This window comes from Halogeometricum sp. S3BR5-2, assembly GCF_031624635.1.
Classification (GTDB): Archaea; Halobacteriota; Halobacteria; order Halobacteriales; family Haloferacaceae; genus Halogeometricum; species Halogeometricum luteum.
Window position 1 is genome coordinate 488,245 of sequence record NZ_JAMQOQ010000002.1, and the last position, 26,168, is coordinate 514,412.

The 26,168-nt window shown below is 66.5% G+C and carries 24 protein-coding genes; 10 read left to right on the plus strand and 14 right to left on the minus strand.

Annotated features, from left to right (window positions below; translation table 11 throughout):
* The first annotated feature begins 246 nt into the window (after positions 1-246).
* Positions 247-1,155, plus strand: a complete 909-nt coding sequence (locus tag NDI79_RS08940; RefSeq protein WP_310928128.1) for an alkaline phosphatase family protein — start codon at positions 247-249, stop codon at positions 1,153-1,155.
* A 120-nt stretch (positions 1,156-1,275) separates the two neighbouring features.
* Here the strand turns inward: NDI79_RS08940 and NDI79_RS08945 are convergent, their stop codons facing one another.
* Both NDI79_RS08945 and NDI79_RS08950 read right to left on the minus strand, forming a co-directional pair.
* Positions 1,276-2,601: a glycosyl hydrolase family 28-related protein gene (locus NDI79_RS08945; protein WP_310928129.1), complete on the minus strand. Its 1,326-nt coding sequence runs from the start codon at positions 2,599-2,601 to the stop codon at positions 1,276-1,278.
* A gap of 275 nt (positions 2,602-2,876) precedes the next feature.
* Positions 2,877-4,301, minus strand: coding sequence for a right-handed parallel beta-helix repeat-containing protein (locus NDI79_RS08950; RefSeq protein ID WP_310928130.1), 1,425 nt, complete (start codon positions 4,299-4,301; stop codon positions 2,877-2,879).
* A gap of 453 nt (positions 4,302-4,754) precedes the next feature.
* Between NDI79_RS08950 and NDI79_RS08955 the strand changes: the two genes are divergently transcribed.
* Positions 4,755-5,720 (plus strand): glycosyltransferase family 2 protein, encoded by a 966-nt coding sequence (locus NDI79_RS08955; protein WP_310928131.1) that lies wholly within the window; start codon positions 4,755-4,757, stop codon positions 5,718-5,720.
* A gap of 10 nt (positions 5,721-5,730) precedes the next feature.
* Here NDI79_RS08955 and NDI79_RS08960 read toward each other — a convergent pair whose 3' ends face one another.
* The 7 genes from NDI79_RS08960 to NDI79_RS08990 form a co-directional block, all read right to left on the minus strand.
* Positions 5,731-7,101: a carbohydrate-binding domain-containing protein gene (locus NDI79_RS08960; RefSeq protein ID WP_310928132.1), complete on the minus strand. Its 1,371-nt coding sequence runs from the start codon at positions 7,099-7,101 to the stop codon at positions 5,731-5,733.
* Positions 7,102-7,248: 147 nt separating this feature from the next.
* Positions 7,249-8,397 carry a Gfo/Idh/MocA family protein gene (locus tag NDI79_RS08965; protein WP_310928133.1) on the minus strand — a complete coding sequence of 383 codons (1,149 nt, stop codon included), beginning with the start codon at positions 8,395-8,397 and terminating at the stop codon, positions 7,249-7,251.
* A gap of 158 nt (positions 8,398-8,555) precedes the next feature.
* Entirely contained in the window at positions 8,556-9,776 is a 1,221-nt protein-coding gene (locus NDI79_RS08970; RefSeq protein WP_310928134.1) for an FG-GAP-like repeat-containing protein, read from the minus strand.
* Positions 9,777-10,274: 498 nt separating this feature from the next.
* A complete protein-coding gene (locus NDI79_RS08975; RefSeq protein WP_310928135.1) occupies positions 10,275-10,559 on the minus strand; it encodes a winged helix-turn-helix domain-containing protein in 285 nt (94 codons plus the stop codon).
* 350 nt (positions 10,560-10,909) lie between these two features.
* Positions 10,910-11,602, minus strand: coding sequence for a nitroreductase family protein (locus tag NDI79_RS08980; RefSeq protein ID WP_310928136.1), 693 nt, complete (start codon positions 11,600-11,602; stop codon positions 10,910-10,912).
* 102 nt (positions 11,603-11,704) lie between these two features.
* Positions 11,705-12,169 (minus strand): universal stress protein, encoded by a 465-nt coding sequence (locus NDI79_RS08985; protein ID WP_310928137.1) that lies wholly within the window; start codon positions 12,167-12,169, stop codon positions 11,705-11,707.
* Positions 12,170-12,217: 48 nt separating this feature from the next.
* Positions 12,218-14,065 (minus strand): ATP-binding protein, encoded by a 1,848-nt coding sequence (locus NDI79_RS08990; protein WP_310928138.1) that lies wholly within the window; start codon positions 14,063-14,065, stop codon positions 12,218-12,220.
* Between the two features lie 90 nt (positions 14,066-14,155).
* Here NDI79_RS08990 and NDI79_RS08995 point away from each other — a divergent pair, with 90 nt between their 5' ends.
* Positions 14,156-14,497 carry a DUF7113 family protein gene (locus NDI79_RS08995; RefSeq protein ID WP_310928139.1) on the plus strand — a complete coding sequence of 114 codons (342 nt, stop codon included), beginning with the start codon at positions 14,156-14,158 and terminating at the stop codon, positions 14,495-14,497.
* Between the two features lie 31 nt (positions 14,498-14,528).
* Here the strand turns inward: NDI79_RS08995 and NDI79_RS09000 are convergent, their stop codons facing one another.
* Positions 14,529-15,785, minus strand: coding sequence for a DNA double-strand break repair nuclease NurA (locus tag NDI79_RS09000; RefSeq protein WP_310928715.1), 1,257 nt, complete (start codon positions 15,783-15,785; stop codon positions 14,529-14,531).
* A gap of 145 nt (positions 15,786-15,930) precedes the next feature.
* Between NDI79_RS09000 and NDI79_RS09005 the strand changes: the two genes are divergently transcribed.
* Positions 15,931-16,590 (plus strand): HAD family hydrolase, encoded by a 660-nt coding sequence (locus NDI79_RS09005; protein WP_310928140.1) that lies wholly within the window; start codon positions 15,931-15,933, stop codon positions 16,588-16,590.
* A gap of 54 nt (positions 16,591-16,644) precedes the next feature.
* Here the strand turns inward: NDI79_RS09005 and NDI79_RS09010 are convergent, their stop codons facing one another.
* The 3 genes from NDI79_RS09010 to NDI79_RS09020 all read right to left on the minus strand — a co-directional run bounded on the left by NDI79_RS09010 (position 16,645) and on the right by NDI79_RS09020 (position 18,059).
* Entirely contained in the window at positions 16,645-17,070 is a 426-nt protein-coding gene (locus NDI79_RS09010; RefSeq protein WP_310928141.1) for a hypothetical protein, read from the minus strand.
* An 86-nt stretch (positions 17,071-17,156) separates the two neighbouring features.
* Positions 17,157-17,528, minus strand: a complete 372-nt coding sequence (locus tag NDI79_RS09015) for a DUF7993 family protein (RefSeq protein WP_310928142.1) — start codon at positions 17,526-17,528, stop codon at positions 17,157-17,159.
* A 90-nt stretch (positions 17,529-17,618) separates the two neighbouring features.
* Complete coding sequence (locus NDI79_RS09020; RefSeq protein WP_310928143.1) at positions 17,619-18,059, minus strand: DUF2240 family protein; 441 nt, start codon at positions 18,057-18,059, stop codon at positions 17,619-17,621.
* A gap of 160 nt (positions 18,060-18,219) precedes the next feature.
* On the opposite strand from NDI79_RS09020, the gene NDI79_RS09025 reads away from it, so the two are divergent.
* The gene (locus tag NDI79_RS09025) at positions 18,220-18,597 is read left to right on the plus strand and encodes a 30S ribosomal protein S8e (protein ID WP_310924489.1); all 378 of its coding nucleotides are present in this window, start codon (positions 18,220-18,222) and stop codon (positions 18,595-18,597) included.
* 117 nt (positions 18,598-18,714) lie between these two features.
* On the opposite strand, the gene NDI79_RS09030 is transcribed toward NDI79_RS09025, so the two are convergent.
* Positions 18,715-19,716, minus strand: coding sequence for a PhoU domain-containing protein (locus NDI79_RS09030; RefSeq protein WP_310928144.1), 1,002 nt, complete (start codon positions 19,714-19,716; stop codon positions 18,715-18,717).
* Between the two features lie 314 nt (positions 19,717-20,030).
* Here NDI79_RS09030 and NDI79_RS09035 point away from each other — a divergent pair, with 314 nt between their 5' ends.
* The 5 genes from NDI79_RS09035 (at position 20,031) to pstB (ending at position 26,099) form a co-directional block, all read left to right on the plus strand.
* Positions 20,031-21,182: a PstS family phosphate ABC transporter substrate-binding protein gene (locus tag NDI79_RS09035; RefSeq protein WP_310928145.1), complete on the plus strand. Its 1,152-nt coding sequence runs from the start codon at positions 20,031-20,033 to the stop codon at positions 21,180-21,182.
* A gap of 213 nt (positions 21,183-21,395) precedes the next feature.
* Complete coding sequence (locus NDI79_RS09040) at positions 21,396-22,496, plus strand: PstS family phosphate ABC transporter substrate-binding protein (RefSeq protein ID WP_310928146.1); 1,101 nt, start codon at positions 21,396-21,398, stop codon at positions 22,494-22,496.
* Positions 22,496-23,551 (plus strand): phosphate ABC transporter permease subunit PstC, encoded by a 1,056-nt coding sequence (gene pstC / locus NDI79_RS09045; RefSeq protein ID WP_310928147.1) that lies wholly within the window; start codon positions 22,496-22,498, stop codon positions 23,549-23,551. The genes NDI79_RS09040 and pstC overlap by 1 nt, the downstream gene beginning before the upstream one ends.
* Positions 23,548-25,188 (plus strand): phosphate ABC transporter permease PstA, encoded by a 1,641-nt coding sequence (pstA, locus tag NDI79_RS09050; protein WP_310928148.1) that lies wholly within the window; start codon positions 23,548-23,550, stop codon positions 25,186-25,188. The genes pstC and pstA overlap by 4 nt, the downstream gene beginning before the upstream one ends.
* Positions 25,185-26,099, plus strand: a complete 915-nt coding sequence (pstB, locus tag NDI79_RS09055; protein WP_310928149.1) for a phosphate ABC transporter ATP-binding protein PstB — start codon at positions 25,185-25,187, stop codon at positions 26,097-26,099. The genes pstA and pstB overlap by 4 nt, the downstream gene beginning before the upstream one ends.
* The last annotated feature ends 69 nt before the right edge of the window (positions 26,100-26,168 follow it).

Below are 26,168 nucleotides of genomic sequence, written 5' to 3' on the forward strand. Positions count from 1 at the left end.
GGGCGTGAAACTATCGTTTCGCGAAGATGTCCGCGACACCGCCGGCGCCGGTCGACGGTCGGTGAGAGGCTCCATACTTTTAGGGACCGAGAGGGTTCTTCGTACCATGGCGCTCTCCATTCCCCGTGGACGCTCGTTCGTCGGCGCTGCCGACGTGATTCGCGGACGCCCGGTCACGACGACGGCGACCGTTCGAGAGCCGACCGCATCGACCGAGGGTCGAACCGCGACCGACGGAACTCGCCGATGATACTCTGGGACCGCATCCGGGAGAACCCGGAACTGCTCACCCGCGCCCTTCGGGACCCCGGTCTGATCGGACTCGGACTCAACCGGGCGTACTACGACTACACCGGTGACGGCCAGTACAACGCGAGGGGGGTGGACGTCTTCGAGGAGGACTGGGACAACCTCATCCTCCTCGACGCCTGCCGGGCGGACACCTACGCCGAGATGACGCCCTTCGCGGGCGCCCCCGAGACGCGGCAGTCTCGCGGGAGCGCGAGCAAACAGTTCGTCCGCGGAAACTTCCAGGACAAGCGGCTCCACGACGTGGTGTACATCTCCGGAAACCGCTGGTACCTCCAGCTACAGGAGCAACTGAACTGCGAACTCCACGCGTACCACGACGTCGAACGGGACGTCGCGGACGGGTTCGTTCCCAGCCCCGAGGCGGTCACTCGGGCGGTGCTCGACCTCAAGGACGAGTATCCGAACAAGCGGCTCCTCATCCACTACATGCAGCCGCACTACCCGTACCTCGACACCGACAACGACGCGTTCGAACTCGACAGGACCGGCCTCCGGGAGACGGTCCGCCGGAGCGACGTGAGCTACGAGGACGTCCAGGAGGCGTACCGCTCGAACCTCCGGTACGCCCTCGAACACGTTCAGACCCTCGTCGAGGAACTCGACGGCAAGACCGTCATCAGTTCTGACCACGGCGAGATGCTCGGCGACCGACTCACGCCGTTCCCGGTCCGCTGGGTCGGCCACCCGCCGGGCATCTTCACCGACAAACTGGTCACGGTTCCGTGGCACGTCGTCGCCGACGGTCCGCGCCGGACCATCAGAGCCGACCCGCCGGTCGAGTCGGACGCTATCGACATGGCCGAGGTCGAACAGAACCTCAAAGACCTCGGCTACAAGGTGTAGTCGTCGGTTTCGGACTCGATTCGACTCGGTTCGACCCGTATCGGAGTCGCCGCGCGCGCCGAACCCCGCCGGTGCGCGCCGGGACCCCGGGGAATGCCAGAAAGAGGGTCGAGCGTCGGTTCAGTGCTGTTCTTCGAGCTGCTGCACCCGCGCGAGGAGTTCGAGCACGTCGTCTTCTATCTTGACGAAGTTCTCGTTCAGCGGGACGTGCCAGTCGACGGTGCCCGGTTCGGGGAGCACGTAGCCGCCGTACGTCTCGGGGTCGGCGGGCGCCGGTTCCGAGGTTTCCGGGTCCGCGCCGTCGCTCGCTCCGGGGCCCACCTCGGACTCGCTGGGGACGGAGGGTTCGAGGGGACTCCCTCGAACCGTGGACTTGACGATGCCGCGGTCGCGGCCGAGCGAGATGCCCGACCCGTGGATGATCTCGTCGATGGAACCGCTCGCGCTGTCGGTGAAGTTGACCATCGTGTCGGTGCCGTGGACGGAGACGCGTCCGCCGACGACCTCCATCTGGTCGGTGTAGATGCCCGCGCCGTCGCGGTGACCGCCCTGCCCGACGTTCTTGATGGCCACCTCGTTCAGTTCGAGGCGCCCGGGCACGGGGAAGTCGATGCCGGGGAACTTCCCGCCGTCGATGATGCAGTTCTCCAGAGCGACCGTCCCGATGGACGCGTCGGAGGGGTTCGCCTTCACCGGGATTTCGGTGTCGGAGTTCCCGATCATGATGGTGTTGCGGATGGTCGTCTTCGCGTTCTCCTGCGTCATCTTGAGGCTCCCCCGGTAGGAGTCCCGCATCACGCAGTTCTCGATGAGGACCGTCTGCCAGTCTTTCGGCTTCGCGTGCCCCACGTCGACGTCGGCGCCCTTCTGGTCGGTGAACAGGCACTTCCGGATGTTCGTCGTCGTCTTCGCGGTCTGGTTGGGCGAGATGCCGTGACCGCCGTTCCAGACGTAGCCGGCGTTGTGGAAGTGCGAGTAGGTTATCTCCGAGTCCATGTGCCCGGAGTGTTTGAGGTTCGCGTTCTGCGCGTTCATGAGCCGGCAGTTGTGCATCTTGAACAGCCCCTCGGCCTCCGTGAGAACGCACAGCCCGACGCTGTCGTTCGGCTGCTGGTCCTTGTTGCCGTCGACGGTCAGTCCGTCGAATGTCACGTCCCGCGGGGACTGCGAGCCCTTCACCAGGAAGACGAAGTGCGCCTTCGTGTGGCCGCCGGCCATCTTGATGACGGTCTCGTCCGCACCGGCGCCCTTCCAGGTCAGGTCGTCCCAGCTTCCGTCGCCGGGGTACGCCAACGGGATGCGGCTGTCGGAGCCGACGAGATACGTCCCGGGCGGGAAGTAGACCGTCCCGCCGGGCCCCGCCGCGTCCGCGGCCTCCCGTATAGCGTCCGTGTCGTCGCGCGATCCGTCACCGACCGCACCGAAGTCTGTAACTTTCTTCACCATGATACTGCTCTCAGTTGTTCCGCTCCGCGGTCGAACGGGAGGTCTCGTGTCGGTCGTCCGCTCGCTTCTGGAGGCACCCGATGGCGCCGCGTTCTGCGTCCATACCTCCGAATTCACCGTTCAGTGAATAACTCTTCTTTCCACATGTCATCCCGAACGTGTCCGGTGGTAGTGAGATGTAGCCGGGTACTCGCGATTTGATTATCGCTTGAATACCAGAACGGGCCGTTCGGGTTCGCGCACGTCGCGGCCGCGGCCGACGCGGATGGTGGCCGTCACGACGCGGACCGCGGACCGACGTTTTCCCGGGCGACGACGTTCGGTTCCAGCGGTTCGCCGCGGGTGGTCTGCTTCACGTCGACGCCCTGGCTCTTGCCCACGCCGGAGACGTTGCCGTAGACGAGTTCGGCTATCGAACCCGCCCCGTCCTCGATGTTGAGGGCAATGCTCTCGTTGTTTCGACCGACGTTGTGAATGGAGATTCGACCGGAGTCGCGGAAGTCGATGTCGCGGGTGAATATCCCGCCCCGGTCCTGTCCGCGCTGTCGGTTGTTCTGGTCGACGTTCATGATGGCGACGTTGTCGAGACGCAGGCGTCCGGGACACGGCAGGTCGATTCCCGGCCATCCCCCGCCGTCGATGAGCACGTCTTCGAGAACGAGGTCGTCGATGCTGATGTCCGTCGGGTTGACCTTGACCGGAATCGTCGTCGCGTCGCCGCCCAGCATCTGCGTGCGGCGAACGGTCGTCAGTTTGTTCTGCGTCGAGAGCTTCAGCGACGCGAGGCTGTTCTCCAGAATGCACTCGTCGATGAGAACGGTCTGTAGCTCCGTATCGGCCGTCTGCCCGACGTCGACGGACGCCCCGCCCGAGTTGTGGCAGTGACACCGCCTGATGACCGTCTCCGACTGCCGCCGGACCTGGTTCGGCGAGATGTCGTGGCCGCCGTTCGACCGCATTCCGTTGTCGCTGAACTCGCAGTACTGGATGTCGGCGTCCATCCCGCCGGACAGTTTCACGCCCGCGTTCAGCCACGAGGTGACGTGGCAGTCGCGCATGATGAGCGTCCCCTCGGCCTCCGTCCGGACGCCCAGACCGGGGTTGACTCCCTGATTCCGCTTGTTGCCGACGATGGTGAGGCGTTCGAGTCGGACGGTCCCGACGCTGTTCCCCGGGTCCGTCCCGATGTACACCGCGCTGTGGACGCCCTCGTGCCCGGGGGCCAACACCAGCCTCGTCTCCCCCGACTCCGGGCCGGCGCCCCGGAGCGTGACGTTCCTGTTCGAGGCGTTGAGTCGGATGGCCTTGGAGTCGGTGTCGCGCGCGTCGAGGAGGATGTTCCCCGGCGGGAGGTACACCACGCCGCCCGGAGAGGCCGCCCGTACCGCTCGCATGATGGCGGGAGCGTCGTTGGTCTGTCCGTCTATCGCCGCGCCGTAGTCCCGGATATCTTCGCCCTCGGGCACCTGCTCGTCGGTCTCGGTCGGCGTCGGGGATATCGGGGTCGGCGCCTCCGAATCGACGTCGTCGTCCCCGTCCGAGAAGAGATACGAGAGCCCGAGCGTCGCGGTACCGACGACGCCCGCAGTCGCCGCTACGATGGTCTCTCGGCGCGTTATCGTCTCCTCTCCGGTCCGCTCTCCTTCTCCGTCGACGCCCCCGTCTTCGGCCTCCGCTCGGCGCTCCGCGTCCTCACTCATCTCTCGTCCGCACCCCTCGCTGTCCTGCCCCTGTTCGCTCGGCCGGCGCGTCCTCCGCTCCGCCGAACGCCGTCGGATATCTCGTGTCTGTATTCATGGTTCTGGGGTTGCCAGGTCCGCCGACCGCGTGTCCGTTTGCTATCCGGAAGGTCCCCATCGGTTAAAGGTATACGCTCCGTAGACGACCGACTGCGGTGGTGTACGCCTCGAATCTCCCGCTTCGGCCGGATTCGCCGCCGCCGCGGTTCGTATCCGAAGATTAGTAGCAATGTAACTAATTTCTCGCCTCAATCATAAACTTCCTGTCCTTTGTTTCGCGTCGCTCGGCGGCCCCGCTCGTTCCGTAATAACACGCATAACAGTATGCGCACGCCGGGAGAGAACGGACGAGAACGATGTCCGGATCGAACGCCACGCAACCGCGCTCGCGACGCCCGCCCGTCCGGTGACCCGATGAGCCGAACCGACTCCCGCGCCGACGACCCCTTGGTCACGGTGATCATCACCACGTACGACCGTCCGACGTATCTGCGGACGGCCGTAGAAACCGTCTCCGACCAGGAGTACGCGCCCGTCGAACTGATAGTCGTCGACGACTGCTCGGAGGTGCCGGCGAGCGAGGCGCTCGACGGCGTCTCCCCGGACGTGCACTCCTTCGAGATACGCCGGCACTCGGAGAACCGCGGCGCCAACGCCGCCCGGAACACGGGCGTCGAGGCGGCGACGGGCGAGTACATCGCCTTCCTCGACGACGACGACCGGTGGGACCCCGAGAAGCTCTCGAAACAGGTCGCCCGCTTCCGGACCGCCGGCGACGACGTCGGCCTCGTCTACGTCGGTCGTAAAGGAGAGATGGACGGCAACGTCCGCGACGTGGTCATCCCCGACCCCGTCGACGGCGACGTCACGAAGGCGGTGCTCTGCCGGAACGTCGTCGGCACCCAGTCGGCGGTGATGGTCCGCTCGGACCTCGCCAAGGAGACGCCGTTCGACGAGCGGTTCAAGCGGTGGGCCGACCTGGAGTGGTACGTCGCCCTCTCGACGAAGTGCGAGTTCGAACCCATCGGAGAGGCGCTCGTCACCTACGAGTACGACGCGCACAACCGCATCTCCGACGACTACGACAACCTCCTGGAGAGCTACGGGCTGTTCGTCGAGAAGTACCGCGACCTGGCGGCCGAGTACGGCCCCCTCTTCGAGCGCAAGATGCTCGGCTGGACGGCCTACCGGGTCGGGTCGGCGTCGATAAACGACAGGAACTACGAGGTGGCCCGCCGGTTCTTCCTGAAGGCGGTCCAACACTACCCCTTCGAACCCACGTTCCTCCTGTACGCCGGCGTGACGCTCGGCGGGCGGACGACCCACCGACTCGCGCAGGTCGCGAACCGTTTCGTCGCCGGGTCGTCGGTCCCCGAGTGACCCTCGGGTCTCAGTTCGACCGCTCGACGCCGCCGTATCCCATCTCGCCGTAGCCCTGTAGCCCGTAGTCGTCGAGCGAAGGCGTCGGGGTTGGCGTCGGCGTCGGCGTGGGTGTCGGAGTGGGCGTCGGCGTGACGGCCGGTTGGTTGCTCGTGAACTCGATCCAGTTGAGGTTCACGTCGCCGTCGACCACTTCGACCCGCAGCACCTGTTCCCGCCCCTCGGAGAGGACGACGTCGTCTATCGTCACCGTCTGCCAGGACTGCCAGCCGCCGGTGTTCGGCACCTCGACGACGCCGAGTTCCTCGCGGTCGAGCAGCACGCGGAATCGCTTGCCGCTGGCGGGCGAGGCGACGCGGAGTTTGATGTCGTACGTCGCGGCCGTCACGTCGACGGTGTACTCGAGCCACTCGCCCTCCTGCATCCATCCGACGTTGTACGTCCCGGAGTCGTCCTGCGTGTTCTCGATGTCGACCAGTTCGTCCGTCCGGTAGTCGCCGCCCTTGGCCGCGCTCGTGGTGTCGAAGTACGCGACGCCGGCGCCGCCCTCGTCGAAGTGCTCGGCTTCGATCTGACCCGGAAGCGTCCTGACCTGCCCGCCGAAGGGCGACTGCCCGTCCGTCGGCGCGGGGGTAGGTGTCGGCGTTGGAGTCGGCGTCGGCGTGGGGGTCGGAGTGGGAGTGGGCGTCGGAGTCGGCGTTTCCGTCTCCGCTCCCTCCCCCGAGACGGCTAACGTGTAGTCCCCGCCGCCGTTCTCGACGTCGATAACCTGTACGTAGTACGTTCCGGACTGCTCGACCGCGCTTCGGACCGTCACCGGTCCCGAAGCGCCCAGGTATCGGAGGTCGCTCCACTCGCCGTCGGTGTCGTAGACGACGACCGCGACCACGCCGGCGTCGGCGGCCCGTTCGAAGTCGACGACGAGTTCCTCTCCCGCCGTCGCGTCCACGGCGTACCAGTCGACCTCCGAGGACGCCAACCGCCCCGACACGGTGGCGCCGAGGTCGACGGCCATCGCCGTCGCCCGACTGTCGTTCGACTCGGACTCGTCCACGGTGAGGTCGAGCGAGGAGGCCTGCCGGAGGACGGCCGCCCCGCCGTATCCGAACGCCGAGACGGGTTGGACGCTGGCGACGCTCCCCGACGCCCCGGTACACCCCGCGACGGAGGCCGTCGCCGCGGCGACGCCGACCATCTTCAGATACGAGCGCCGACCGATTTCGACCTGGTCGGGCGACGTTTCGTCCGCGTCGGAGTCGGGGTCGGAGTCGGACGCGGTCCGCGTCCGCGGACGCAAGGTCGCCCCCGAAACCCAACTCCTCACGGCCCCCCCGAGGCCGCTCCGTTCCGTTCGATTTTCGTCGGAAAGTTTTCTACTCATCCTGAGAAGAAATACAGGAATAGCTTAATTATCGCTTTTGCATACTTAACAGCGAACGGTAGATAACTTCTATCCAGATACCGGCGGATAGTTATTAGATAGTTACCAAAATTGCGGTCGAGAGGGTAGACGGTCGCGCCGGCGCGACTACGCGTCGCCGGACGCGAGCAGTTCGTTCGACTCGACCATCTCTTCGAGCGCGTTTCCGTCGACGTCGAGGGGGAAGACGACCCGTTCGCGCCGGCGCGCGGACTCCCAAGCGCCGAAGATGAGCTCCGTGGACTGGAGGGCGTTCTCGCCCGAGAGCTCCGAGGGGCGGTCCTCCGCGAGCGCCGTCACGACCTCTTCGATGGCGCGTTCGATGTACGTCGGCGTCCGGAACCGGTCCTCGGAGACGAACGGAAGCCGCGCGGCGACCTTCCGCGCGGCGACCTGCGGGAGCGAGTCGGTCGGTCCGTGGGCGCCGTCGCGGCCGGTGTCGACGGATTTCCACCCGCTCGTCGAACCGCTGCGGTACCGGAGCGGCGGGCCGTCGTCGGTGCAGATATCGATGAGGCCGTCGTCGCCCACGAGACGCATCTGCGCGGGGACGACGCCGTAGTCGCCCGTCGAGGCGATGCCGACGACGCCGTTCTCGTGGCCCCACTGGGCTATCGCGTTGTTCTCGTTGTGCGCGCCGAACTGGACGTTCTCCTCGCCGTAGTCGACGCCGCAGAGGACCCACTCGGGCGGGGACTGGTCCGTGTAGTAGCCGCAGAGGTCGAACAGGTGGGTCCCGAAGTCGTAGAGGTTCGGTCCGCCTATCTCGACGCGTTCGAGCGATCCGATGGCGCCGTCGTCGAGCAACCGCTTGGCCTCGCGGAACGGGCGGCCGAACCGCCGCTGGTGGTTGAACGTGAGTCTGACGCCCGCCTCCTCGCAGGCGGCGACCATCCGCTTCGCGTCGTCCCACGTCTTCGCCATCGGCTTCTCGCAGTGGACCGCTTGCACCGAGTCGCTCTCGGCGCACTGAAGCACCACGTCGGCGTGGACCGAGGGCGGCACCGTGACGCTCACGATATCCGGCTGTACTTCCTGCAGCATCCGTTCGACGTCCTCGTAGACGGTGCTCTCCGCGAGACCCCACGTCTCCGCGAACGCCTCGGCGTTCGGCCGGATGATGTCCACGCAGGCGGCGAGTCGGCAGTCGTCGAGTCGGTTGTAGGCGGATGCGTGTCGATACCCCATCGCGAAGCCGTCGGTGTCCGGGTCCTCGGGGTCGGGACCGGTGCCGACGATGGCTACGTCGTACGTCATCGTACGGACGTAGTGTCCTCGACATATCAGTAGTAATGATATAACCGCCCACGTTTCGAAGGACGGCGTCCCCTACTCGGGGTCGGAGAACGAGAAGCGGCGAATCCGACCGGTTCGACCGGTCGTCCGGTTTCGGTTTCACGGCGTACCGGGTCCGCTCAGGACTCGTTGTACCAGATGTCGACGTGAGTGTTCGGCTCGTAGGACTTGCCGACGATGTCGAGTCGGCCGTCGCCCGTCATGTCGACGGCCTTCGCCTCGTGCGTCTCGACGCCGGTGGCGATGACGTGCTCCTCGAACGTCCCGTCGCCCATGTTCTCGAAGATGAGGTGCTGGGGGTCGTCGTTCGTGTCGAGACCCATCTCCGAGACGTAGATGTCGGGCAGTCCGTTCCCGGTGAAGTCCTCTATCTGGAGCGAGTGGGGGCAGTACATGTCGTCTCTGAGGGTGTGCTGTTCCCAGTTCGGCGGGTCGAACCACGCGACGCGACCGGGGTGGTTGCCGAGGAGGGGAGAGTCGCCCTCGGTGAACACGACCTCGAGTTCGCCGTCGCCGTCGAGGTCCGCGACGGCCACGCGCGTCCAGTCCCACCCGGAGACGACCGTCTCGCGCTTCCAGTCCCCGGCCTCGGTCTGTCGGTAGACGTGGGTGCCGGCGATGAGTTCGTTCCGCCCGTCGCCGTCGAGGTCGACGATGCAGAGGCCTTCGAGGTCGACCCCAGACTCGATGACGTGCTTCGTCTCCGCGGGCCACGGCGTCCGCCGCGGGTCGTCGGGGACGTCGTAGTAGAACAGCGTCTCGCTCTCCTGTGAGACGCCGACCAGTTCCGGTTTTCCGTCGTTGTCGACGTCGCCGAAGGCGAGGTCGTGGTACTTCTCGAAGTCGCTCCGGAGGAGGCGTTTCGTCCACGTCTTCCGCGGGTCAGCGGGTCGCTCGAACCAGTAGATGTCCCCGAAGCCGAGACCCTGCCCGACGACGACGTCCTCGGAGCCGTCGCCGTCGAAGTCGACCAGCGTGCTCCCCAGCAGTCGGAGTTCGTCGTCGTCGGTCATGTCGTGGCGCTCCCACGTCGAGTTCTCGTACCAGAACAGGTCCGTCTCGAACCGCTTGAAGAAGTATCCGGGGATGGACGAGCGTTCGACCGTCAGTCCCGGGACGAACGTCGAGACGTCCGTCGAACCCATGCCGCCGACGATGAGGTCGGGACGGCCGTCGCCGGTGATGTCCGTCGGGTGGCAGATGAACAGGCGACCGCTCGGCGGGTTCGCGTCGATTGTCTCGTGTCGGAACCGAAACTCCGTGTCGCTCGTCCCCGGTTCGACGAGCTCGCCCGTCGCCGTCTCGCGACCGTCCGCGGCCGGAGAGGCCTCGTCGCTCATCGCTCCGCTCCCGTCCGGGTCGTCCGGGCGCTCTCTGTCCGTCGGTTCGACGCGGCCGCGCGGATTCGATCCATTGGTCGCTAGTCGTCCAATCGGTGCTTTGTTATCCGCCGCGGAACGGACGCGAAACCGCGGCTTCAGCCCGGTCGTTCTCCCACCGCCGCGGATTCGAACGCCGCCGCCGCGACCCGGGCCCGAGTTCACCCCGTCGTCGCTCGGTCGCGTCCGCTCGGACCGCGGCGGCGCGCCGGCGAGCGACCCGCGGACGGAGCGCGCCGATGCTCCCGAACGTTTGGCTCGACCTCCTCTCTTCGGCCCTGTCGTCGGAAATTTCCCCGCGGTTCCCTGCTCGCTTCGAGGGGATGGAAACACCCTGAGCCTCCGTTAATGGGACATTAACGGCACTGAAACGGACGGAGCATCCTCTGCGTCGCTCGCGGTCCGCGGCGTTCGCTCGGAGCGAAACGAAATACGAATTCGAAAAGAGATTACCGCGCGTTACACGAGGTCCTTCGCGTCGAGGGTTTCCCACACCGACCGTCCCTCGTCCGTGATGCCGTAGACGCGCCCCTTCTTTCTGTCTTCGGACACCAAGAGCGTCACGTGCGACTGCTCGCGGAGTTGCTGTAGCGCGCGAGAGACGTGCGTGATAGAGCTCTCCGAATCCGCCGCGATGAGCGACGGCGTCGCCGGTCCCTCCATGAGTCGCTTGAGGACGAGAACTCTGTACCGCGAGCTGATGATGTAACCGACGTCGTCCCACCTGCTCTTGCTGACGCTCATCGGGTCTCCCCTCCGACGACGGCACCGAGCGCGTTCGCTCCTCTATTTTTTTCCGACCCGCACTGTCCCACGGTGCGGCCCGAAAACAGGCGAGTCGCCCCCCGGCGACGCCTAACTGCTCCCCCAGTTCGATTCTCCGCGATTTCTGGCATCGTCCTATGTTTAGTGTATCGTTAAATAAGATTTTCGGACACATTCTTTTTTTATTGAATGTTCTGTATTTGTGAAGTTAATCTCTTTAGATAGTAAATTATCAAATAGAGTTTGTGTCCGGCGCTCGGCTCGACGGTACGGTCGAACCCGGTCGGTCGGCGACCCGGAAACAGCGACGAAAGGCGAATCGACGTCGGTCAGTCGTCGGAGGCGGTCGCCTCGGCGGCCGCGTCGGGGAGTTCGGTCGACGTGACGGGGTCGAACTCGTCGTAGTGGACGATTTCGTCCACCGAGCGGCGGTACTTGCGCTCGCGGTCCACGTCGGCCGCCCCGTCGGCGGGGTAGCCCATGGTGACGAGCATCACGGGTTCGTACTGGTCCCCGTCGATGTCGAGCGCCTCGACGACGGCTTCGGGGTCGAACCCGCCTATCGGGCAGGTGGCGACACCCTCGTCCCACGCGGCGTTCATCAGTTCCGTGGCGGCGATGGTCGTCGAGCGAACCGTCCAGACCCGCCGTTCCTCCTCGGGGAGTTCGGACATCGCGGCGACGTTCTCCATGACGGCGTCGCGGGCGTCGTTGTTCGGGAGGTAGCCCTTCGCGACCCAGTCGTCGAAGACGGCCTCGGCGTGCGCCGCCGGGTCTTTGTTCCCGAGAACGACGACGGCGACGGGGGCGTCGGCGACGTGTTCCTGCCCGTTGGCGGCCGCCCGGAGCGCCTCCCGGTTGTCGTCCTCCGTGAGCACGAGAAACTCCCAGGGCTGGAGATTGTAGCTCGACGGGGCGTACCGGACGCGTTCGAATATCGATTCGACGACTTCGGCGGACAGGTCCTCGTCGGCGTACTGGTGCACGGACCGTCGGGACGTGACGACTTCGGAGTATTCCACGCCGGATACTCTCCCCGCGAGGGAAAAAGAGCGGGCGACACCGGCGGTGCCCTCCGGGACCGCCCCCGTGCTCGCACCCCTCGTGGCCGGCGCGTAACCCGGTTACACCGACGACACGCCGTTCGCCCCCTCGGCGTCGTCCACCGGCGCCCGAGCGATGGTCACGGGGATGGGCGACCGCCGCGCGACGGCCTCCGCGACGCTCCCGAGGAGGATGCGCGAGATACCCTCACGGCTGTGGCTGCCGAGGACGACGTGGTCCACCTCCCCCTCCCGCGCCACGTCGAGGATGGTCGCCGCGGGACGACCGACCTCGACTCTCGTCCCGACGGTCGCATCCGGCGGGAGAACCGCCCGCGCCTCCTCGAGCAGCGATTCGGCTCGCTCCCTGGCGTCGTCGTACCACTCCTCGGACCCCGAGGGGACCGCGCTCGCGCGCGACCCGTTCACGGGGTCGATGACGTGCAGCAGGGTGACGCGAGCGTCTCCCCACTCCGAGGCGGCGAACCGGAGCGCTTCGACGGATTGCGGCGACCCGTCGACCGGTATGAGCAGGTGTTTAATCATACTCCTAGTATGCTACCAATAGCCAAAAAGCTCTGCTCTCGCAGACGCTCACTCGCCGTGTCTCGTCACGCACGTCGACAGGCCGACGAGTTCGACCGGTTCGGAGTTGTCGGGCGAGTAGACCACCATCTGCCCCTTCTCCATGTACGGCACTTTGTCTTCGAGGTTCGGCGGGATGTTGACGCTCTTGATGGCGTCCTCGTCGCCGAGGTTCAACACCAGCTTCGTGTTCACCTGCTTGAACACCGGTTCGGCCACGTCCTGCGGGTCTTGCGTGATGAGGAAGAGACCGAGCCGTTCTTTTCGCCCCTGCTTGGCCGCCTCGGTGAACTTCGAGACGACCTTTCTCGCCTGCACGTTGTCCGCGTCCGCGAGGAAGTTGTGCGCCTCGTCCATCCCGAGGACGAGGGGCGTCTCCTTTATCCGCTCGGACCGGGGGGCGTTCGACAGTTTGTCGTCGATGAGCATGCTCGACACGGCGAGGACGAACATCTCCTTGGCGCGACTCGTCGAGAGGTGGTAGGTGGGAATCACCGTCAGACCGCCCGGCCGGACGAGTTGGTGGTCCAACTCCGTGATGGGGCGTGCGGACTGGTCGAACACGCCGTTCGGGACGCCGCGGACGCGGCGCTTCACGGCGTCGTACGTCGCCTCGTGGACGCGTCCGGCCTCGTGCAGTTCCTCCTTCAGCGCCGGGTCGTCGAGGAACGCCAGGAACTCCTCGTACGTGCCCGCGTTCCCGTACTCCCGGAAGAACCTGCGCAGAAGCTCTTTCAGCGCCGGGAACTGGTTCTCGTTGAGGCTGCTGCCGGCGACCAACCACGGCCGGTCGCGCGCCATCGAAAAGGGGATGGTGAACTCCACCTGCTCGGCGCGGTGGTTGTCGCCGCCGTACGGGACGCCGTCCTCCTTCGGCACGAGACAGAGCGTGTCGTCGTGACCGCCGTGCGCGACCCCCTCGCGTTCGTACCGCCGGGCGACCGAGTCCGTCATCTCGGGGTTGTCGTCGTGCATCTGGGCGTACTCGTCCTGCGGGTCGAACTGCACGACGGCCATCCGGGCGTCGCGCCCGTCGTCCATCTCGTAGGTTCGCTCGGAGTCGAGGAGTTGCCGCAGGAGGTTCTTCGAGGCGTGCGTCTTCCCGGACCCGGTGCCCCCGGCGACGAGGGTGTGTCGGAAGACGAGGGGGTCGCCGTCGGCGTAGTCGTCCTTGAGGCGGTAGTCGATGGTCGGCGGTTGCGCCGCCGTCCGCACCTTCTCGCCGCCGACGGAGAGATGACCTAAGAAAACGCCCTCCGCGGGAATCTTCAGCCCCGTCTTTATCTGCTCGGGGTCGGTCGCCTCCGCGACGACGGCGCCCGGTTTCGGGACTCGGTCGACCATCCGGCGCTTGAGTTCGTCCTCCTGTTCGAAAAGAACGGCCACGGGGTCCAGCGACGCCACGAACTTGTAGTCGCGCTCTTCGAACTCCTGTCGTCGCATCGCGCGCCGGGCGTGAATCTCCGTCGCGTCGTCGGTTCGGAACTCCTGGGCGTACTCCAACGCGGTGATGCGACAGAACAGCAGTTCGTCGTCGGGGTAGGGAACTAAGAGATACTTGCCGAGACGCACGTCGTCGCGGTTGCCCGTCGTGACGAACGCGCGGAGGGCGGTGTCGTCGCCGTCCTCGGCGACGCGGAGACCCTGCGAGACGGAGACGGCGCCGATGCCGCGGTCCTCGCCCGCGGGCGCCACGTCGAATCGCTCGAAGGAGACCCCCTCGTCCGCCGCGTCGGACCCGGTATCCTCGGATTCTCCGTTTCCCCCCCGCTCGGCGGCGGATTCGTCGGCCGTCTGTGACGACGAGTCCCGGTCGGACCCGGACTCGAAGTCGGTGAAGTCACCGAGGTCGGACATGTTCTCGGACACGGTAGGCTGTCGTTAAAAATACCCATGGCTCCGAACTTCCCGCGCGTCTTTTTACGCCGGAAGACGTATCGCAAGGATATGCTTCTGGTTCGCGGTCACGGCGGCGGTACGACCCTCACGGGCACGATATTCGAACGCGGCGAGGAGGCGCCGTCGTACAAGGGGGCGCCCGACGAGGACGCGCCGTACGTCTGGGTCTGCGACGAGTTCTACGAGGTGGAGAGCGGCGGGTCGGAGACGACGATAGACGGCCGAACCATCAACGTGGCGTTCGACTCGCCGATGCCCCGCGGGTTCGACACCCGCGACCAGGCCCTCGGCGCGGCCAAAGAACACGTCAGGACGCAGTTCGCCCGAGTCGGCGTCGCCGCCGAGGACGTGCGCATCGAAGTCGTCAAGAGCGAACCGGGCGCGGTCTGACCGCGTCGGGCCCCACCGCAGCGCTCTCCGCTCACTCTCCGGGCGCCCACCGCAGGTCGTCGTACTGTCGCACCGCGTCGGAGTCGAGGTTCTCCTCCAGTTTCCGTCTCAGTGCCACCTTCTCGCGCGCGCTGATCCGCGCCAGTTCGTCCGCCTTGGCGACGGCGTCCGGCGGTCCGCGGTTCGCGGCGACGCCGCTCAGCATCTGCGTCGTGAGTCGGCGGCGAACGTCCTCGTCGCGAGCGAACGCGAGGGGTGCCTCCACCCGGTAGAGCACGTCCGTGCGCGGGTCGTAGACGACGAAGAACGCCACCTCGTACAGGTCGGCGTCGAGTTTCCGCTCCAGTCCGAACGCGTCGCCGCCGGCGGCGAACGTGCGGTCGCATCCGCCGCGGGAGACGAACCAGTTGGTGAACGTCAGTTCGCCCGTCTCCCGCCCCTCGGTGCCCCGGTTGCCGACGGCGCGGCGTTCGAGCAGTCGCGTGAAGAAGGCGGTGTCGTCGGTCCACGGCGCTTCCATTCCCCGCTCTCGCACGGCGTTCACGAGGTGCTTCGACGCGGGGTTCTTCACGAATCCGCAGAGCGGCACGTCCCGCTTGACGAACCGCTCGACCAGGCGGAGGTAGTTCTCGACCACCTGCTTGGGTTTGGCCTCCCGGGAGAGGTCGCTGAGTTCGCCGTCCCGCCCCCGCCAGTTCAGCAGTTCCTTCGGGTAGAGCGGCCCGTCGAGGACGAGGAGGTCCTCGACTTCGTCGGCGTGTTCGAGGGCGTGCGTGCTCTCGGCGAGGTACAGCGAGAGGGCGTGAACGACACCCTCGGCGAACCGGCTCACCCGGGGGGCCTGGATGATCCGCCAGCGGCAGTAGCCCTCGTCGCGCTTGCGCCACGGTTGGTCGAACGCCGTCGTCGCGTCGTTCGTGTGCGTCGTCGCCACGATGCTCCGGTGTCGGTGTAAGTCCAAATCGGAGGGGACGGCCGCCATCGCGGCCTGCGCCACGTCGAGGACGATACCGTTCTTGAACGTCGTCGGGTTGATGGTCCCCGAATCGAGGCCGTGGACCGTCTCGAACGGCGACTCGGCGAGGGCGACGTCGTCGACGTCGGCGGTGCGCAGGCGCTTCCGTCCCACGGGTTCGAGCACCGCGCCGCCCTCGGGGCCGTAGAGGGGGTCCAGATACTCCTCCCAGACGGTGCGCGCGAGGTCGACGTGCTCGTCGTCGTCGACGTTCCGGGCGAGGTAAGTCGCGAGGTCCGCGATTCCGTCCACGTGGACGGGGTCGAGCGTCATGGCCCACCCGTCGGCGCGCGCGAAGAAAAACCCCCGCGTCGTCGTCCGGTCGCCGGTCGTCGCTCGCCGGGGTCGGGCCGACGCGGCCGCGGGCGTCGTTACGCGAACGCGAACGGTCATGGTGCTCGACCCCGTACGGGCGAGCGTGACTATCCGGGCGGTCGGGTTCGACCTCGACTACACCCTCGCGATACCGACGCGAGACCGAGAGACGATTCTACGGGACGCCGCGACCGCCGCGGGTGCGCCGCCGCTCTCCAGAGACGCCTACCTCGACGCACACAGCGAGCACCTGACGGGCGAGACGCGAGCGCCGATATTCGAGACGCTGCTCGACGCGCGCGGCTCGGACGCCGACCCCGACGCCGTCGCCGCGTCCTACCGCGAGCACATCGCCGACGCCCTCGTCCCCGTCGACGGGGCGGAGGCGTTCCTCGCGGACCTGCGCGAGCGCTACCCCGTCGGACTGCTTACCAACGGGCCGCGCGTCGCCCAGCGGGACAAACTCGCCACGCTCGGCTGGGAGGACGCCTTCGACGTGGCGCTCGTGACCGGCGAACTCGCCGCCGGCAAACCGAACGCGGCCGCGTTCGAGTCGCTCTTGGAGGCGTTGGGCAGCGAGGCGGGCGAGACGGCCTACGTCGGCGACGACGTGAACGCCGATATCGGCGGAGCGAGGGGGGCCGGCCTCGTCCCGATTCAGGTCGTCTTCGAGGGCGGTCCCGACCCCGACTCGCGCGCGGCAGCGCACGTCGACCGCGACGAACTGGTCGACCGACTGCCGGCGGTCCTCGACGCTCTCTGAGTACGCTCTTCCAAGAGTACTTCTTCAAAAAGACGGGACGCGTGTCTCGAACGTCTACGCACGGAACGCCCTCGTGACGCCGCGGCGGGCCACGCTGATGAGGAACAGCGCGAACACCGCCACGGCCAGCCACCGGCCCGTCTGCGAACTGAGCGCCTCGGCGAACAGTCCGAGCAGGTCGAGGCCGACGGCCTGCCCGAGGGCGAACAGGAACAGAACGAACCCGGTGATACCGATTCCCCAGCGCACGGCGGCGCCGGCGAAGACCGCTCCCAGTCCGGAATCGGAACGCTCGGTGTTCCCCCGCTCCCCCGCCGGTCGCTCGTTCACGACCTGCTGGGTCTGCTGGGGTTGGTCGCCGGTCCGTCCCTGCGGTTGCCCGCCGGACTGCTCCCGGGACCGTTCGTTCGGCTCCTGCGGATTCGCGTCGTTTGCACGCTGTGCGCGCCGTGAGTCCGCATCTTCGCCTTCGTGGGTCATAGTGTGACCCCGACGGGAGGAGGCGCGGACGGGGTTTTGTTACGAAGTCAATAGATTCGGGTTAATCTGACAGTCTCGGGAGGCGTTCACCGCTCGGCGACGGCGCGGAGCGCCGGTAAGAGCCGCTTTACCTGCGCGCCGTCCTCGACGAACACGAGGGTCCGCGGCGGCCGGACCGCCTTCGGGCGGACGCGGAGGCCCTCCGCCTCGGCCGCCTCGGCGACGGCGTCGGGGGCGGCGAGGAACTCGACGCGCGCGCGGTCCGCGTGGATGTACACCTCGGCGACGCGTTCGCCGTCGCGGTCGACGGCGTAGGCGAACGCGCCGTCGGCGGTCGGTTCCGCGTCCCGTTCGGAGTCCGCGACGGACAGCGACGCGAGCGACCGCTCGTGGCCCGTCACCTCGCTGGCGAGGAGTTGGGCGATGCGCTTCCCGTCGGTGAGTCGGTCCTCGACCATGCCGGTCGTTGCCCGTCCCGCCGTTTAGACCGCGCGGTTCGAGGGCGCGCACGGGGACCCCGTCCCGCCGGTCCTGCCCCGTCCCGCGGGTTACAGTTCCTCGCGGGCCGCCCGCGCGGCGTCGCCCACGTCGACGCCGCGGCGCTTCGCGTAGAGGGCGGCGGCCGCCTCCACGCTGACGCCGAGTCGCCGCTGGAGGTCGTTGACGGCCGCGACGGCCTCCCGCTTGTCGTGGCCGGCGGCGACGAGGGCGTCGAGCATCCGCTCGAACGCCGACTGCTCGCGCAGGATGGACTGGTCGGGTTCGTAGTCCTCCGGCACGGCGACGTCCGCGGGGTCGAACGAGGCGACGACCTGTCCGTCCTCGCGCGCGACCAGTCCGCGGCCGGCGGCGACGTCGATGAGGCGCTTCGCCTGGTCGGGGGAGAACCAGTCCCGGTCCAACGAGAGGGCGACGACGAACTCCCCCTCGCCCAGGCGGTCGGTTCCGCGCTGTTTGAACGGCACCGCCACCGCCACCTCGAGGCTCATACTCTCTGTTCGGACGACCGCGGCACAAGGAGTTCTCGGTTCGGCCTCGCGCACTCCGATGGCCGCTCTCGGCGCGGCCGGGCGCCGGGCGAGTGCCGCGCACGCACACCTCGCGGCCCGATTCGAGCGATTCAAGTAGCTACCGGGATTTTCCTCCCCTATGAAGGACCAAGGACGCTCCAAGCGGAAGCGCACCGGCGGGCGGCTCAAACCCTCCCACAAGAAGAAGCGACACCAACTCGGCCGCCAACCCACCGAGACCACCGTCGGCGAACCCCGGTTCCGCGTCGTCGACTCCCGCGGCAGCAAGAAGAAGGTCCGCGCGCTCTCGACCAACGTCGCGCAGGTCGCCGACGGCGGCGAGGTCAGCGAGGCCGACATCGAGAACGTGGTCGACAACCCCTCCAACGTCAACTACATCCGCCGGAACATCATCACGAAGGGCGCCATCATCGACACCAGCGAAGGCCGCGCCCGCGTCACCTCCCGCCCCGGTCAGGACGGGCAGGTCAACGCCGTCCTCGTCGACGAGGAGTAATCTCGAACGCTCTTTCGTTTCTCTTCCCCGCCGAGCGACGCCGTCGCTCCGGTTCGAGTCGGTCCGAACGGTGTCGAGTAGCGGAGCGTCGAACGAGTGCGGGAGACGGTCGGCGCTTCAGGGCGTCGGCGCCGCCTTCTGCAGCGCCGTCTCGGCGATGTTGCCGCCGTAGTCGGCGCTCCGGGAGACGGAGTCGACGATGAGACCGAGCAGTTGCGCGCGCGCCGGGTCGAGGTCGCGGAGCAGTTCGTCTATCTTGCGCGCGCTCTCGTCGATGTCCTGGACGGCCTCGCGGGCCTCGTTGGCCAACCGGGAGGCCTCGTCGGGGTCGTCGGTGAACAGTGCGTCCATGCCGTCGTCGACGACCTTCCGCGCGTCGACGTACAGTTCTTCGAGGGCCGTGACGACTTTCTCCGGAACGGGTTCCTCGAAGTTGAGCGTCAGGTGGGCTATCTTCGTCGCGTGGTCGCCGATGCGTTCGAGTTGTCGCGCCGCGGACTGGTAGTCGAAGCACACCTCGCGCGGGAGGCCCAACTCTTCGGCGGCCTTCGGCGTCCGGAGCGTCGCGCGGAAGATGCGCGAGACGACCATCCAGAGGCGGTCGACGTCGTCGTCGCGTTGGATGACGTCCCGGGCCATGTCGTCGTCGAGTTCGGCGATGGCGGCGATGGCGTCCTCCAGCATCGACATCGAGATGAGCCGCATCCGCGTGACGGCGTTGTGGATGGACAGCTCCGAGGAGTCCAAGAGGTCGCGGATGACGACCCGGTCGCGGGTCTCTTCGAGCACTTCGAGACCGACGAGGCTCTGGGTCGCCTCGCGGATGGTTCGGCGTTGTTCGGTGCTGATGCGTCCGCTCTCCAGGGCGATGATGTCGAAGCCGCTGACGTACATCGTCATCACCGCGCGCATGAGTTCGTCGCCGTCCAAGTTGGCGATGTCGAGCGTTCCCTCCGTCCGCTCGTCCTCCGAGCGCGGCGTCAGGAACAGGGAGTCGCCCTCGGGGTAGAACTCCACTTCGGTCCCCGCGGAGACGCTGTTCTCGGTCGCCCACTCCTTCGGGATGGAAACGGTGTACGTCGATCCCCCCGTCACCTGCACCTTGCGCGTCTCGACCATATCCGAAGGTACGAGACTGACACCATAAATCTATTCGTATCTATATACTACTCCGGGCTGTGCCGGATATCGGGCGGGTGCGTTACCGTTGATGTCGCGTTCGCGCCGTGTCGCCGTCCCGCTACTCTTTTCGACCAGCTCTCGTTTCGGTCGGCGAGCGGAGCGCAAACGCGAAGAAGGGAGGTATACTCGGAGGTAACGGTCCCAAACAGTGGGGAGCGTTCGGGTCGTATAGTGTGACAACTACAGACACGGTCGAGGAGATATACATCTCATAGCAGATTACATAGTCGAGTGGGAATTTCAATCGGGTGATGACGCGGAACCCATCGAAGGCGTCGAACGGTGTGTCGAGGCGGAAGTTCGTGGTCGCCGCCGGGGCGGCGGGGCTCGCCGGACTCGCGGGGTGTAGCGGCGGTACGGGCGGCGAACAGGCGTCGGCCACGTCCGGAGGCGAAGGAACCGAGCAGTCGATGGAGCAGGCCACTCAGTCGTCCAGCGGAAGCGGGGGCGATACGTCGACACCGCTGACGGCCGACGGGTCGTCGACGGTGTATCCGGTGACGAACCTCGCGGGGTCGTACTGGAACTCGAACCCTCCGGCGGACGACCAGGAGTACTGGGGACCGGGACAGTACGACATCGACACCGACCAGAACCTCGCGGACTACTGGGCCGGACTGTACGGCTTCGAGTCGGGCGACGAGGGGTCGCCGCCGTTCCCGACCAGCATCGGCCTCAGTCACAGCGGGGTCGGTCTGGAGAAACTCAGACAAGGGCAGATCGATATCGGCGACTCCAGCGCCCCGGTCAGCGCCGAGTTCCCCGAGGCCTCCGAGAGCGAACTCGAATCGTTCACCAACCACGTCGTCGCCGTCGACGCCCAACCCGTCGTCGTCAGTAAGGCGATATACGAGGCGGGCGTGACGAAACTCACCATCGAGCAGCTCCGGAGCATCTACCAAGGAGAGATTACGAACTGGTCAGAGATCGACGGCTACAACGGAGAAGACAAGGAGATTCAGGTCGTCGGTCGCGCCGTGGGGTCTGGTACCGACACGTCGTTCCGTCTGAACGTCCTCGGCGACCCCGAGGCGTCGATGAGCGGCGTCGACGTTCGGAAGGGGCAGAATCAGCAGGTTCAAACGTTGGTATCGAAGTCGAACAACGCCATCGCGTACCTCGCGCTGGCGTTCGTCGACGAGCAGTCGGTGCCGCCGGTGTCGCTCGTTATCGACGGTACCACCTACACCTACGGCGAGAACCTCGGCGCCGAGGATTACCCCCTCTCCCGCGACCTCCACGCGTACACGTGGGAGGGAACCTCGAAGAAGGAGGCGGCGTTCCTCGGAATGATCCTTTCGGACTTCGGGCAGCAGACGTTCGTCGAGCCGAACAACTACGTGACGCTGACCGACGAACGGTTGTCGAACGAGCAATCGAATCTCCCAGAAACCGAACAGTGAGGTAACCTGGATTATATACCCGCTCACGACTCGCTATAGTCGCGGTGATAGGCCGCAGACGAGAGCCAATCGTTACGTCCCCGGGTTCTCGAACCTCCGATAGCTGATGTTTCGGGCCCTCTACCCTGGCGCCGTTTTTGCCGGCCGGCCGTACGTACAGATATATAGAAATCATAGTAGGGTATTTACTGCCGAATCGGGAACCTACGGTCGATGTCTGAGTATCCTGTCCATCGACGCTCGCTGTTGGCCGGTGGCGCCGGACTCGTGGCTTCCGTGGTGACGGCGGGATGCGTGAGTACGAGTGCGACACCACCGGGACAGAGCGAGGGGTCAGACGGGAGCGGCGACGGCGACTCGTCCGGGTCGACGGAACTGTTGAAGTCGGGCGGTTCCTCGACCGTGTACCCGATCGCCAACAAGGCCGGGTCGTACTGGAACTCGAACCCCCCGGCGGACGACGAAGAGTACTGGGGGCCGCAAGAGTACAACATCGACACCGACCAGAACCTCGCGGACTACTGGGCCGGACTGTACGGCTTCGAGTCGAGCGACGAGGGGTCGTCGGTACCGTTCACCGTCAGCGTCGGCCTGAGCCACTCCGGAACGGGACTGGAGAAGCTCAGGAATAATCAGCTGGATATCGGAAACGCCAGCGCGCCTGTCAGCGCGGAACTCCCCGAGGCCTCCGAGGAGGAACTGGACGAGTTCGTCAACCACGTCGTCGGCGTCGACGCCCAGCCTATCGTCGTCAGCAGCGAAATTTACGAGGCGGGCGTGACGCAACTCACCGCGGAGCAGGTCCGCGGAATCTACAGAGGCGAGATAACGAACTGGTCACAGATAGACCGTTACAGTGGCCCCGACCGGGAGATACAGGCCATCGGCCGGTCGGTCGGATCGGGAACTGACACCGCCTTCCGGGCGAACTTCCTCGGCGACCCCGAGGCCGAGATGCCCGGCGTCGACATCCGGAAAGGGCAGAACCAGCAGGTGAAGACCACGGTATCGAAGTCGAACAACGCCGTCGCGTACATGGCGTTGGCGTTCGTCGACGACTCCGTGCCTGCCGTCGCGCTCAACGTCGACGGCACGGTGTACGAACGGGGAGAGAACCTCTCGGACCCGAGCTACCCGCTCGCGCGTGACCTCCACTGCTACACGTACGGGGGCACCTCGGAGATGGAGGCGGCGTTCCTCCGGATGATCATCTCCGACTTCGGGCAGCAGACGTTCGTCGAACCGGTCGGCTACGCGAAGCTCACCGAAGAGCGGCGTCAGAACCAACTGGAGAAACTCCCGGAGACGGCCTGATGTCGACCGGCAATCGGCTCGAAGCGTTCGGCGAGATAGACCGGGGAACGCGGCTCGTCGGGGCGACCAGCGGACTGGCGCTTCTGGGCGTCCTCGTCGCCTTCCTCGTGGCGGCTCAGTACGCCGTCTACCCGCTCGCCGCCTTCGTCGCAGTCGTCGCCTACGGCTGGTACGCCTACCAGGAGAACACGGCCGCGGTGCTGATGTTCTTCACCACGGTGTCGACCATCGTCATCCTCGGACTGATCACCGTCTACCTCTTCGTCAGGTCGGTGCCGGCGTTCGAGACGATGGGTCTCGACATCCTCCTGAAGACGAACCAGCCGCTCTGGGAGCGGGCCTCGAACACCTACTCGCTGACGCCGATGATCTGGGGGACGATCCTGACGACGATCATCGCCATGGCCATCGCGGCGCCCCTCGGCGTCGCCGGCGCGCTGTTCATCAGCGAGATCGCACCGCGCTGGGCGCGCGAGATAATCAAGCCGGCCGTCGAGATGCTGGCCGGTATCCCCTCTATCGTCTACGGTTTCCTCGGCTGGGTCGTCGTCACCGAGTACTTCTACCGCGAACTCCAGCTCTCGAATTTCAGTAGCCTCATGGTCGCCGGCATCATGATCGGAGTCATGGCGCTGCCGACGGTCGTCTCCGTCGCAGAGGACGCGATAGCGAGCGTTCCGGGCGCGATGAAGGACGGGTCGCTCGCCCTCGGTGCGAGCGATTGGCAGACGATAAAGAGCGTCACCTTCCCCGCCGCCTTCTCCGGTATCTCCGCGGCGGTCATCCTCGGCGTCGGCCGCGCCGTCGGCGAGACGATGGCGGCGACGGTCATCCTCGGCCACCAGCAGGCGTTCCCCGACCCCCTGTACGACGTGTGGGAGGGGACCGAGACGCTGACCAGCCTCATCGCCAGTCAGTACGGCATCGCGACGGGAACGCAACTCAGCGCGCTGTTCGCCGCCGGCGTCGTGCTGTTCATCACCGTGCTCGCGCTCAGTATCGGTTCGCAGGTGGTCGAGGCGCGGATGCGCCGCCGCCTCGGAGGTGAGCAATGAGCCTCGACACCCGGACCGCGAACGCGCTCGTCGACGACGAGTCCTCGGCGCTCGGGTACGTCGCCGGCGCCGCCACGGTGGTCTCGCTGCTCCTCGCCGTGGCGGGCGTCCTGACCGTCTTCGGCGTCGTCGGACTGACGAGCACCGTCGCCGGCCTCTCCGCGTTCGAACTGTTCGGCGTCGGGTTCGCCGGCGTCGGCCTCACGCTCGTCGGCGTCGGCGTCGCCTCGCGTGCCGGCGTCGTCCACACGAAACCCGACGTGACGGCGGGAGCGCTCCCGATGGTCGTCTTCGGACTCGTCGGCGCTATCGTCGCCGGTCTCGTCGCCTCGCAGACACTCGGCTTCTCGACGCTGTGGCCGCTGTTCACCCTCCTCGGGGCCGTCGGCGTGGCGGCCGCGACGGTCCTCCCTCCCGAGGATATCGGCGTGACGCTCCCTGCGGGCGGCCTCGCGCTGCTCACCGGGGGGACGTTCCTCGCCGGTCTCATCACACCCTCGTGGACCTGGGAACCGATAGCCGGGTCGGCGACGTACACCGGAACGTTCGCCATCCCGGTTCTCGCGCTGTTCGTCGGCGTCCTCGTCGCGTGGGTCGGCGCCGAGGCCTACGGCGGCTTCGGCACCCGCGGGCGACAGATGGGGGCGTACCTCCTCATCGGCGCCAACGCCGTCGGCATGCTCTCGCTTCTGGTCGTCCTCGTCGCGTACGTCGTCAGCAGGGGGTTCGCCCCGATGACTCGCGGCATCCAGTTCGGCCTGTTCTGGGAGCCGCTGACGTGGTTCTACTTCCCGCCCATCGAGGAGTACGTCGTCATCAACGGTCCGCTCGTGTGGTTCTACTGGCCGTTCGTCATGGAGGGCGTCGCGCTGATGAACGACGTGAACGGCATCTTCCCGGCCATCGTCGGCACCGTCTGGGTCGTCGCCGGCGCCGTCGCTTTCGCCATCCCGCTGGGCGTCGGTGCCGCCGTCTTCCTGACCGAGTACGCCGAACGCGGCCGGTTCACCCAACTCGTCGAGATATCGACGAACGGGCTGTGGAGCACGCCCAGCATCGTCTACGGGCTGTTCGGACTGGCCTTCCTCGTCCCGCGGCTCGGTAACACGACCTCGCTGCTCTCCGGCATGCTGGTGCTCGGAATTATGATGCTCCCGTTAGTGGTCATCACGAGTCGGGAGGCGCTCAAGAGCGTCCCCGACGACTACCGCGACGCCAGCGCGGCGCTCGGCGTCGGCAAGTGGGAGACGATAAAGAGCGTCGTCCTCCCGGCGGCGATGCCGGGCGTCATCACGGGCGTTATCCTCGGCATCGGCCGCATCGCGGGCGAGACGGCGCCCATCCTGCTCGTGATGGTGAGCGACCCGTTCCCGTCGCGGGCGACGGACGTGCTCGCGCCGCAGTTCTCCTTCGTCTCGAACTTCCCCTTCGTCCACGCGCAGCTGATAGACACGAGCGCGCTGTTGCAGCCGACGAGCGCGCTGCCCTACCAGCTGTACGCGATAATCACCGCGGGCGTCGGACAGCGCGAGTCGTTCGCGTGGGGGACGGCGCTCGTCCTCCTCCTCGTCGTTCTGTCCTTCTACGCGGTCGGTATCGGCTCGCGGATGTACTTCCGACGGAAACTAGACCAATGAGCAACACGACACAGACGAACCCGAACGCCGAGGCAGCGAGCGAGAACGAACAGACGACGGTCGTCGGCGAGACGAGCGAGGAGCTCAAAGCGGAGTGGGTCGACTATCAGTTCGAGGGCGACCCGAAGTTCGCCGTCGAGGACCTCAACGTCTGGTACGGCGACGACCACGCGCTCCACGACATCTCGATGGACATCCCGGAGAACAGCGTCACCGCGCTCATCGGCCCGTCGGGCTGCGGGAAATCGACGTTCCTCCGGTGTCTCAACCGGATGAACGACCGCATCAAGGTCGCCAGCGTCGACGGCTCGGTGCGGTTCGACGGTCGGGAAATCTATCAGGACGGCGTCGACCTCGTGGAACTGCGAAAGCGGGTCGGACAGGTGTTCCAGTCGCCGAACCCGTTCCCGAAGTCCATCCGCAAGAACATCTCCTACGGACCCCGGAAGCACGGCGACGTCAACACCGGGCTGCTCGCGCGCCTCACCGGCCGCGACGACAGCGAGAAGGAGGACGAACTGGTCGAGCGGTCGCTCAAACAGGCCGCACTGTGGGACGAGGTGAAAGACCGCCTCGACGACAACGCCATCGGCCTCTCGGGCGGGCAACAGCAGCGTCTCTGCATCGCCCGCGCGCTGGCGACCGACCCCGAGGTCATCCTGATGGACGAACCCGCCTCGGCGCTCGACCCCGTCGCCACCTCGAAGATAGAGGACCTCATCGTCGAACTCTCCGAGGACTACACCGTCGTCGTCGTCACGCACAACATGCAGCAGGCCGCCCGCATCTCCGACCAAACGGCCGTCTTCCTCACCGGCGGCTACCTCGTCGAGTACGACGACACGGACAAGATATTCGAGAACCCCGAGAGCCAACGCGTGGAAGACTACATCACGGGTAAGTTCGGGTAACTCTCCGTTCGGCTCCTTTCGGCGGCCGCCGACTCGGTTGCGCAGCCAAATCTATATAGTCTATTGTGA